We start from the raw sequence: 9,497 nt of genomic DNA, 5'->3' as shown, positions 1-9,497 counted from the left end.
GGGTGATGTCCCCGCGCTGGTTCGACGGCAAGGACCACCTCGCCCTCGACACCGGCGGCGGCCCGATCGCCCGGCTGTGGTCCACCGCGCTGTCCGGGCTGGTCGACATCGGCTACGTCAAGGCCACCGGCCACAGCGTGCAGATCAACCTGCCCCGCTCGATGACCAAGCCCGAGGTCACCTTCGAGTGGAAGATCCCGCAGTGGAGCAACGCCATCGAGCGCAACCGCGCCCGCACCTACTTCCAGGCGTACGCGGCCGCCGCCGCCCTGCACTTCGCCGAAAAGGCGCTCGACGAGGTCCGCGCCGGGCGCAGCCAGACCTGGGAGCGCTTCGAGGTGCCGGACGAGTCGATCGGCTGCGGTTTCACCGAGGCCGTGCGCGGCGTGCTCTCGCACCACATGGTGATCCGCGACGGCAAGATCGCCAACTACCACCCGTACCCGCCCACCCCGTGGAACGCCAGCGTCCGGGACAGCTACGGCACGCCCGGCCCGTACGAGGACGCGGTGCAGAACACCCCGATCTTCGAGGAGAACCCGCCGGACACCTTCAAGGGCATCGACATCATGCGCGCGGTCCGCAGCTTCGACCCCTGTCTGCCCTGCGGCGTGCACATGTACGTCGGCGGCGGGCGCACCGTGCAGACCATGCACGTGCCCACCGGCCTGAGCGGGCTCACCGCATGACGGCCGAGCAGACCGGGCTGCGGATCCAGCAGGCCCTGGACGCGCTGGCCGACAGCGGCGCCGACGCCGAGCGGGCCGGCGAGCAACTGGTCCGCGACCTCATGGAGTTCTACGGCCAGGGCCTGGCCCGGCTGGTGCCGGCACTGCCCCCGCCCGCCCTGGACCGGATGCTGGACGACCCGGTCGTGGCCGGGCTGCTGCTCCTGCACGACCTGCACCCCGAGGACCTCCCCGCCCGGATCGAGCGGGCGCTCGCGGCCCTGCCCGAGCGGTCGAGGCGGCCGGCTTCGACCCGGCCACCGGCGTCCTGCGGCTGCGCCGCACGGCCACCGGCTGCGGCTGCGGCGAGCAGGAGGCGCAGGCCGTCCTGGCCTGCCACGCGCCCGAGGTGACGGCCGTGGAACTGGAACGCGCCCCGCAGCTGCTCCAGATCGGCACCCGCCCGCCGCAGCCCGCGGAGGCGCGATGAACACCCGCCGGATCTCCCGCGACGGGACCGCCCTGCTGCACCGGCTGCGCGAACCGGCGCCGCCGCGCCCCGAGCAGTGCGCGTTCTGCGGCCGGGACCTGCCCGGCGGCCACCGCCACCTGGTGGACGTCGAGGACCGCGCCCTGGCCTGCGCCTGCACCGCCTGCGGCCTGCTGTTCCAGCAGCCGGGCGCGGCCGGCGGCCGCTACCGCACCGTGCCGGACCGCTACCTCGCCGACCCGGAACGGGAGTTGGACCAGCAGGCCTGGTCGGTGCTGGGCATCCCGGTGGGCACCGCCTTCCTGTTCCGCAGCACCGTGATGGACCAGCTGCTGGCCTTCTACCCCGGCCCGGCCGGCGCCACCGAGAGCGAACTGGACGAGCAGGCCTGGCAGCGCGCCCTCGGCGGCAGCCGGCTGGCCGCCGCCCTGGAACCCGACGTGGAGGCGCTGCTGGTGCGCCGCACCGAGGAGCGCGTGGCGTGCTTCCTGGTGCCGATCGACATCTGCTACGAGCTGGTCGGCCGGCTGCGGCGGTGCTGGCACGGCTTCGACGGCGGCGCCGAGGCGCGGGCCGAACTCGACGCGTTCTTCGCGCGCCTGGCCGACCGGGCCCGCCCGCTGCCCGCGGAGGTGACGGCGTGACGGCGCTCGGCTTCGCCTGCACCGGCGTGCGGTCCGACCCGTACGCGGCCGGTCCGACCCTGATGTTCCGGCTGCGGATCACGGCCCCGGCCGACACCCGGGTGCACGCCCTCGCCCTCCAGGTCCAGCTGCGGATCGAACCGGTCCGCCGGCCGTACGGCGAGGACGAGGGCGGGCGGCTGGCCGACCTGTTCGGCGGGCGGGAGCGCTGGGCGACCACGCTCAACCCGATCCAGTTCGCCACCGTGCCGCTGCTCGTCCCCGGCTTCACCGGCGGGACCGAGATCGACCTCGCGGTGCCCTGCACCTACGACCAGGACGTCGCCTCGGCCCGCTACTTCCGGGCACAGGACGGCGGCGAGGTCCCGCTGCTGCTGCTCTTCTCCGGCACCGCCTTCGCCGGCCCCGGCGGCTTCCAGGTCAGCCCGGTGCCGTGGGACCGGGAGGCCCGGGTGCGGATGCCGGTGCGGGTCTGGCGGGAGGCGATCGACCGGCACTTCCCCGGCAGCGGCTGGCTGCGGCTGCCGGAGGACGCCATGGCCGAGCTGCTGGCCTACCGCTCGCGGCGGGCCCTGCCCTCCTGGGAGGCGACGGTGCGCGAGCTGCTCACGGCCGCGGCGATCGGGGAGGGGGCCCGGTGAGCGGCCTCCCGGAGCGGATCGAACGCGGCTTCGCGGCCGCCCGGCAGATCGCCGACGCGGTGCTGCTGGAGGGCTACGTCCTCTACCCGTACCGCGCCTCGGCGGCCAAGAACCGGCTGCGCTGGCAGTTCGGCGTCCTGGTGCCGCCCGAGTACACCGCGCAGGGCGGCGAGCACTCCCACCAGCGCACCGAGTGCCTGATGGAGGCGCGCGACGGGGACCGGCTGGCGGTCGAGCTGCGCTTCCTACGGGTCCAGCGGCGCACCGTCGAACAGGCCACCGCCGCCGGCTTCGAGTCCGTGGAACGGCTGGAGCTGGCCGACCGGGACCTCGTCGAATGGGACGAGGGCGTCGAGGAGCGGATCGAACTCCTGGTGCCGGTCGAGGAGTTGGCCGGCGAGGGGGTGCAGCGGCCGTTCCGGCTGCCGGGCGTCGGCGAGACCGGGCTGGTGCACGAGCGGGACGCCGTCGTCGGCCGGGTGATACGGCGCCGCGAGCAGGTCGACGGCCTGCTCTGGCTGCGGGCCGAGGAGCTGCCCGGCCCGTACCGGGCGCAGCGGCTGACCGTGGAGGTGGAGAACAGCTCCGCCTGGCGGCCGTCCCGGCACGCCACCCGCGACCAGGCGCTGCCGCGCTCGCTGGTCTCCGCGCACCTGCTGCTCGGCCTGGAGCACGGCCGCTTCCTGTCCGTCACCGACCCGCCCGAGTGGGCCCGCCCGGCCGTCGAGCGGTGCCGCAACGAGCGCACCTGGCCGGTGCTGGCCGGACCGGACGGCGAGCGCGGGGTGGTGCTGTCCTCGCCGATCATCCTGGAGGACCACCCGCGGATCGCCCCGGAGAGCCTCGGCACCCTGTACGACGCCACCGAGATCGACGAGATCCTGGCGCTGCGGACGGCGGCCCTGACCGAGGAGGAGAAACGCGAGGCCCGGGGCACCGACGACCGGGCCGGCGCGGTGATCGACCTGGCCGAGTCCATGCCGCCCGAGGTGCTGGACCGGCTGCACGGCGCGATCCGCGGGCTGCGCGAGGCCACCGGCAGCACCGCCCTCGGCCGTCCCGAGCAGCCCTGGTGGGACCCGGGCGACGACCCCGGGGTCGACCCCGAGCGGGACCGGGTGCTGGTCGACGGCCACCAGGTGGGCGCCGGAAGCCGGGTGCTGCTGCGGCCCGGACGGCGGCGCACCGACGCCCAGGACCTCTTCCTGGACGGGCGGACCGGCATCGTGGAGGCGGTGCTGCACGACCTCGACGGCTCGGTGCACCTGGCCGTCACGGTGGAGGACGACCCGGGCGCCGACCTGTGGCGGGCCCAGGGGCGCTTCCGCTACTTCCAGCCCGACGAGGTCACGCCGCTGGACGGGAGCGCCCCGGTGGACGGGACCGCTGCGCTGGACGGAGCCGCTCCGGTGGAGGGGCCATGACGGACCGCACGGTGCTGGTCGCCGGGGTGGGCAACATCTTCCTCGGCGACGACGGCTTCGGGGTCGAGACCGTACGGCGGCTGTCCGCCCACCCGCTGCCGGCGGGCGTCGAGGTGGTCGACGCCGGCGTGCGCGGCGTCGACCTGGCCTACCGGCTGCTCGACGGCCACCGCACCGCCGTCCTGGTGGACGCCGTCCACCGGGGCGGGGCGCCCGGCACCCTCTACCTGATCGAGGCGGCCGCCGAACAGCCGCCGGAACCGCCCGCCCTGGACGGGCACCGGATGGGGCCCGACGCCGTACTGGCCCTGCTCGCCACGCTCGCCGCCGGCACCGGCGGCGAGCCGCCCGAACGCGTCCTGGTGGTCGGCTGCGAGCCGGCCTCGTTGGAGGAGGGCATCGGGCTCAGCGAGCCCGTCGCCGCCGCCGTGGCGGAGGCGGTGCGAATGGTCCTGCGGGTCGTGGACGAGGCCACGCAGCCGGAGAAGCAGCCGGAGAAGGAGACAACACCATGCTGAGGAAACTGTTCTGCGCGGCCCTGCTGGCGGGGATCGGCGCACTGGTCTGGCAGAACCTGCCGGACCTCAAGCGGTACGTGCGCATCTCCCGGATGTGAGGCGCGCACTGCTGCGAACGGCGCAGCCCCGCGGACGGTGGCGGCGCGGCTGCGGGCCGCCGCCGCCACCGAGCCCTGTAATGGGGCGCGTTGCCGCCCGATCCGGGAAGGGACCCATGCACGAGATGTCGATCGCCGAAGCCGTCGTCGAGCAGGTGGACACGGCCGCGCGCGAACACGGGGCCCCCGGGGTGGCACGGGTGCGGCTGCGGGTGGGCGAGCTGGCCGGCGTGGTGCCCGAGGCCCTCGACTTCTGCTTCGAACTCGCCTGCGCCGGAACGCTGGTGGCGGGCGCGGCGCTGGACACCGAGTCCGTCGCGGCCCGGGCCCGCTGCGCCCCCTGCGCGGTCGAGTGGGCGGTCGGCATGCCGCCGGACCTCGGCTGCCCGAGCTGCTCCGGCGGTGGCGGCGTGGAGCTGCTGTCCGGCCGCGAGCTGCAGATCCTCGACGTCGAGTGGGCCCAGGAGCTTTGACGTCCGGGCCGAACCAGAAAGGCTGATGCCGATGTGCCGCACGGTCGACCTCCGTCAGGCGGTCCTCGCCCGCAACGACGACAGCGCCCGCGGACTGCGGGCGGCCCTGGCCGGGCGGGGGACGGTCGCGGTGAACCTGCTGTCCAGCCCCGGCAGCGGCAAGACCGCGCTGCTGGAGGCCGAGTTGGGGCTCGCCCGGCGACGCGGGGTGCCCGTCGCCGCGCTGACCGCCGACCTCGCCACCGAGAACGACGCGCGCCGGCTGGCCCGCTCGGGCGCCCCGGTGAAGCAGGTGCTCACCGACGGGCTCTGCCACCTGGAGGCGCGGATGCTCGCCGGGCACCTGGACGGCTGGCTGCCGGACGACTGCCGGCTGCTGTTCGTGGAGAACGTCGGCAACCTGGTCTGCCCGGCCTCCTACGACCTCGGCGAGACGCTGCGGGTGGTGCTGGCCTCGGTGACCGAGGGCGAGGACAAGCCGCTCAAGTACCCGACGGCCTTCGGGCTGGCCAACCTGGTGCTGGTGACGAAGACGGACCTCGCGGCGGCGGCCGAGTTCGACGAGGCGGCGTTCCTGGCCAACGTCCAGCGGGTCAACCCCGGGGTGGAGGTGCTGAACACCTCGGCCCGGACGGGCGAGGGCGTCGGGGCGCTGCTGGACCGGGCGCTCGGCGTCCTGGCCGGGGCACGGCCGCACCGGCCGGTGATGGCCGCGGCGGCGCCGCACGACCACGGGCACTCTCACGACCACGACCATGGGCACTCTCAGGATCACGACCACGGCCACGACCACGGCCACGCCGCCGTGGGGGAGCACGCGTGACGCCCGCTCACCCCGGGCTCGACCGCGAGCGGCGGCGGGTGGCCGTCCGCGGCCTGGTGCAGGGGGTCGGCTTCCGGCCGTTCGTCCACACCCTGGCCGGTGAACTCGGACTGGCCGGCACCGTCACCAACACCGGCGAGGGCGTCCTGGTCGAGGTCGAGGGCAGCCCGGACGCGCTGGACGCCTTCTGCCGGCGGGTGGCCGGCGACGCGCCGCCGCTCGCCCAGGTGCACGCGGTGGAACACGCGCCGCTCGCCGCCACCGGCGCCACCGGCTTCCGCATCGTCCCCTCCCGCCCCGACGGCGCCCGCGCCACCCTGATCCCGCCCGACACCGCCGTCTGCGCCGACTGCCTGGCCGAACTCGCCGACCCGGCCGACCGCCGCCACCGGCACCCGTTCATCAGCTGCACCAACTGCGGCCCCCGGCACACCATCGTCACCGGCCTGCCGTACGACCGGGCCAACACCACCATGGCCGGCTTCCCGCTGTGCCCGGACTGCGCCCGCGAGTACGCGGACCCCGCCGACCGCCGGTTCCACGCCCAGCCCGTCGCCTGCCACGCCTGCGGGCCCCGGCTCACGCTGACCGTGCCCGGACGCCCCGACCTCGGCGGGGAGCAGGCCCTGGCGGAGGCCCGGCGGCTGCTGGCCGACGGCGCGGTTCTCGCCGTCAAGGGCATCGGCGGCTACCACCTCGCCTGCGACGCGCGCGACGCCGCAGCCGTCGCCCTGCTGCGCCGGCGCAAGCGGCGCGGCCGCAAGCCCTTCGCCGTGATGGCCCGCGACCTCGCCACCGTCGAGGGCCTGCTGCCCGTCGACCCGGTCGAGCGGGAACTGCTCACCGGTCCGGTCCGGCCGATCGTCCTGCTGCGCCGCACCGGCCTGCCGGTGCCCGAGGGCGTGGCCCCGGGCAGCCCCGACCTCGGGGTGATGCTCCCGTACACGCCGCTGCACCACCTGCTGCTCGCCGCCCCCGGGCCGGACCTGCTGGTGATGACCAGCGCCAACCTCTCCGGCGAGCCGATCGTCACCGAGGACCGGGAGGCGCTGGAGCGGCTCGCCCCGCTGGTCGACGGCTGGCTCGGCCACGACCGGCCGATCCACGTGCCCTGCGAGGACTCGGTGGTGCGGGTGGTGGACGGCGAGCAGCTGCCGCTGCGCCGCTCGCGCGGGTACGCGCCGCTGCCGATCCCGCTGCCGGTGCCCGTGCGCCCGGCGCTGGCGGTCGGCGGCGACCTGAAGAACACCTTCGCGCTGGCCCGGGACGGCTACGCCTGGCTGTCCGGCCACATCGGCGACATGGACGACCTGGCCACCCTGCGGGCCTTCGACCGGGCGGTCGAGCAGCTCGGCACGGTCAGCGGCGTACGGCCCGAACTGCTGGTCGCCGACCGGCACCCCGGCTACCGCTCGCTCCGGCACGCCGAGCGGACCGCCGCCGGCCGGCCGGTGCACCGGGTCCAGCACCACCACGCCCACATCGCCGCGGTGATGGCCGAGCACGGACTGGACGGCAGCCGCCCGGTGCTCGGGGTGGCCTTCGACGGCACCGGCTACGGCGCGGACGGCGCGGTCTGGGGCGGCGAGGTGCTGCTGGCCGACTACGACGGGTTCCGCCGCCTCGCCCACCTCGGGTACGTGCCGCTGCCGGGCGGGGACGCGGCCGTCGAGCGCCCGTACCGGACGGCGCTCGCCCACCTGCGCGCGGCCGGCCTGCCCTGGCTGCCGGAGCTGTCGCCGGTCCGGGCCTGCGGAGCGGCGGAACTCGGCCTGCTGGAACGGCAGTTGGAGCGGCGACTGAACTGCCTGCCGAGCTCCAGCATGGGGCGGCTGTTCGACGCGGTCTCCTCGCTGGCCGGGGTCTGCCACCGGGCCGGGTACGAGGCCCAGGCGGCGATCGAACTGGAGGCGGCGGCCTGCGGGTTCGGCCGCGCGGACGGTTCCGGGGCCGGGTCGACGGCGCGGGCGGACGACGGCTACGCGTTCGGGCTGTCGGCGCGGGCCGGCGGCTGGACCGCCGACCCCGGGCCGGTGCTGGCCGCCGTGGTCGCCGACGTGACCGCGGGCGCCCCCGCGGGCCTGGTCGCGGCCCGCTTCCACCGCGCGGTGGCCGACCTGGTCCGGCGGAGCTGCGCGGCCGTCCGGGACCGGTACGGCGCCACCACGGTGGCGCTCAGCGGCGGGGTCTTCGCCAACGCACTGCTCTCCTCGGCCTGCGCGAGCGGCCTCGGGGAGGACGGATTCACGGTACTGCGGCACCGCCGGGTGCCGCCCAACGACGGTGGTCTGGCGCTCGGCCAGCTGATGGTGGCCGCCCGGTCGACGGCCACCCGGGAGGAGTGAGAGCGGATGTGTCTGGCTGTGCCCGGCAGGGTGACGGAGATCGGGGAGCGGGACGGGGCGAGGATGGCGGTGATGGACTTCGGCGGCGTGGTCAAGGACGTGTGCCTGGAGTACCTGCCGGACCTGGCGGTGGGGGACTACGCGATCGTCCACGTGGGCTTCGCGCTGCAGCGCCTGGACGAGGAGTCGGCCCGGCGCACCCTCGCCCTCTTCGAGGAACTCGGGCTGTTGCAGGAGGAGTTCGGCGATCCCTGGGAGGCCGCCGGGGCGGCGGCGGGCTCTGGGACCGAGGCTGAGGAGGCCGGACGGTGAAGTACCTGGAGGAGTTCCGCAACCCCGAGCTGGCCGCCGGGCTGCTCGCCGACATCAGGGCGACGGTCACCCGGCCGTGGGCGCTGATGGAGGTCTGCGGCGGCCAGACGCACAGCATCATCCGGCACGCCATCGACCAACTCCTGCCGGAGGAGGTCGAGTTGATCCACGGGCCGGGCTGCCCGGTGTGCGTCACCCCGCTGGAGACGATCGACCGGGCCCTGGCGATCGCGGCCCGGCCGGGGGTGGTCTTCTGCTCGTTCGGGGACATGCTGCGGGTGCCCGGCACCGACCGGGACCTGTTCCGGGTCCGCGGCGAGGGCGGCGACGTCCGGGTGGTGTACTCGCCGCTGGACGCCCTGCGGATCGCCCGGGAGAACCCGGACCGGGAGGTGGTCTTCTTCGGCATCGGCTTCGAGACCACCGCCCCGCCGAACGCCATGGCCGTCCACCTGGCCAGGAAGCAGGGGCTGCGCAACTTCAGCATGCTGGTCTCGCACGTCCGGGTGCCGCCCGCGATCGAGGCGATCATGGACTCGCCGGACTGCCGGGTCCAGGGCTTCCTCGCCGCCGGGCACGTGTGCAGCGTGATGGGCACCGCCGAGTACCCGGCGCTGGCCGAACGCCACCGGGTGCCGATCGTCGTCACCGGCTTCGAGCCGCTGGACATCCTGGAGGGCATCCGGCGCACCGTACGGCAGTTGGAGCGCGGCGAGCACACCGTCGACAACGCCTACCCGCGGGCCGTCCGCCCCGAGGGCAACCCGGCGGCCCGCGCCATGCTGGAGGACGTCTTCGAGGTCGCCGACCGTCCCTGGCGGGGCATCGGCGTGATCCCGCGCAGCGGGTGGCGGCTCTCCCCGCGCTACCGCGACCACGACGCCGAGCACCGCTTCGACGTCGGCGGGATCACCACCCGCGAACCCGCCGCCTGCCGCAGCGGCGAGGTGCTGCAGGGGCTGCTGAAGCCCCACCAGTGCGAGGCCTTCGGCACCGTCTGCACACCGCGCACGCCGCTCGGCGCCACGATGGTGTCCAGCGAGGGGGCGTGCGCGGCGTAC

General features: G+C 75.5%; 12 protein-coding genes. All 12 read left to right on the top strand.

The genetic code is table 11. From position 1 onward, the window contains the following. The coding region (locus ACWDCZ_RS37055) for a nickel-dependent hydrogenase large subunit (RefSeq protein WP_449818208.1) at positions 1 to 689 on the top strand (689 nt) is incomplete at its 5' end. Then, positions 686 to 1,081 carry a hypothetical protein gene (locus ACWDCZ_RS37050; protein WP_449818207.1) on the top strand — a complete coding sequence of 132 codons (396 nt, stop codon included), beginning with the start codon at positions 686 to 688 and terminating at the stop codon, positions 1,079 to 1,081. The genes ACWDCZ_RS37055 and ACWDCZ_RS37050, both read left to right, overlap by 4 nt. Positions 1,082 to 1,154: 73 nt before the next feature. Continuing rightward, positions 1,155 to 1,802: a DUF5947 family protein gene (locus tag ACWDCZ_RS37045; RefSeq protein WP_234348427.1), complete on the top strand. Its 648-nt coding sequence runs from the start codon at positions 1,155 to 1,157 to the stop codon at positions 1,800 to 1,802. Further along, positions 1,799 to 2,443: a DUF6084 family protein gene (locus ACWDCZ_RS37040; protein WP_449818206.1), complete on the top strand. Its 645-nt coding sequence runs from the start codon at positions 1,799 to 1,801 to the stop codon at positions 2,441 to 2,443. The genes ACWDCZ_RS37045 and ACWDCZ_RS37040 overlap by 4 nt, the downstream gene beginning before the upstream one ends. Beyond that, a complete protein-coding gene (locus tag ACWDCZ_RS37035; RefSeq protein WP_449818205.1) occupies positions 2,440 to 3,867 on the top strand; it encodes a hypothetical protein in 1,428 nt (475 codons plus the stop codon). Before ACWDCZ_RS37040 ends, ACWDCZ_RS37035 begins: the two co-directional genes overlap by 4 nt. Next, on the top strand, positions 3,864 to 4,385 hold the full coding sequence (locus ACWDCZ_RS37030) for a hydrogenase maturation protease (RefSeq protein ID WP_449818204.1): 522 nt from the start codon (positions 3,864 to 3,866) through the stop codon (positions 4,383 to 4,385). The genes ACWDCZ_RS37035 and ACWDCZ_RS37030 overlap by 4 nt, the downstream gene beginning before the upstream one ends. Next, positions 4,379 to 4,483: a DUF6893 family small protein gene (locus tag ACWDCZ_RS37025; protein WP_375873132.1), complete on the top strand. Its 105-nt coding sequence runs from the start codon at positions 4,379 to 4,381 to the stop codon at positions 4,481 to 4,483. The genes ACWDCZ_RS37030 and ACWDCZ_RS37025 overlap by 7 nt, the downstream gene beginning before the upstream one ends. A 116-nt stretch (positions 4,484 to 4,599) precedes the next feature. After that, on the top strand, positions 4,600 to 4,956 hold the full coding sequence (gene hypA / locus ACWDCZ_RS37020) for a hydrogenase maturation nickel metallochaperone HypA (protein WP_375873133.1): 357 nt from the start codon (positions 4,600 to 4,602) through the stop codon (positions 4,954 to 4,956). A 31-nt stretch (positions 4,957 to 4,987) separates the two neighbouring features. Continuing rightward, entirely contained in the window at positions 4,988 to 5,779 is a 792-nt protein-coding gene (hypB, locus tag ACWDCZ_RS37015) for a hydrogenase nickel incorporation protein HypB (RefSeq protein WP_449818203.1), read from the top strand. Then, complete coding sequence (gene hypF / locus ACWDCZ_RS37010) at positions 5,776 to 8,124, top strand: carbamoyltransferase HypF (protein ID WP_449818202.1); 2,349 nt, start codon at positions 5,776 to 5,778, stop codon at positions 8,122 to 8,124. Before hypB ends, hypF begins: the two co-directional genes overlap by 4 nt. A gap of 6 nt (positions 8,125 to 8,130) precedes the next feature. Next, on the top strand, positions 8,131 to 8,436 hold the full coding sequence (locus ACWDCZ_RS37005; RefSeq protein ID WP_074002677.1) for a HypC/HybG/HupF family hydrogenase formation chaperone: 306 nt from the start codon (positions 8,131 to 8,133) through the stop codon (positions 8,434 to 8,436). Next, on the top strand, positions 8,433 to 9,497 hold a 1,065-nt coding region (gene hypD, locus ACWDCZ_RS37000), incomplete at its 3' end, for a hydrogenase formation protein HypD (RefSeq protein WP_449818201.1). The genes ACWDCZ_RS37005 and hypD, both read left to right, overlap by 4 nt.

This window comes from Kitasatospora sp. NPDC001225 (assembly GCF_053597855.1).
The sequence above is the reverse complement of the archived record's forward strand: the minus strand, read 5'-3'. Positions and strand labels throughout refer to the sequence as shown.

Bases quoted from the DNA above. Each gene is read 5' to 3' on its own strand.
- ACWDCZ_RS37045 (WP_234348427.1), top strand. From the start codon at position 1,155: ATGAACACCCGCCGGATCTCCCGCGACGGGACCGCCCTGCTGCACCGG.
- ACWDCZ_RS37030 (WP_449818204.1), top strand. From the start codon at position 3,864: ATGACGGACCGCACGGTGCTGGTCGCCGGGGTGGGCAACATCTTCCTC.
- hypB (WP_449818203.1), top strand. From the start codon at position 4,988: ATGTGCCGCACGGTCGACCTCCGTCAGGCGGTCCTCGCCCGCAACGAC.
- ACWDCZ_RS37005 (WP_074002677.1), top strand. From the start codon at position 8,131: ATGTGTCTGGCTGTGCCCGGCAGGGTGACGGAGATCGGGGAGCGGGAC.
- ACWDCZ_RS37050 (WP_449818207.1), top strand. From the start codon at position 686: ATGACGGCCGAGCAGACCGGGCTGCGGATCCAGCAGGCCCTGGACGCG.
- ACWDCZ_RS37025 (WP_375873132.1), top strand. From the start codon at position 4,379: ATGCTGAGGAAACTGTTCTGCGCGGCCCTGCTGGCGGGGATCGGCGCA.
- hypA (WP_375873133.1), top strand. From the start codon at position 4,600: ATGCACGAGATGTCGATCGCCGAAGCCGTCGTCGAGCAGGTGGACACG.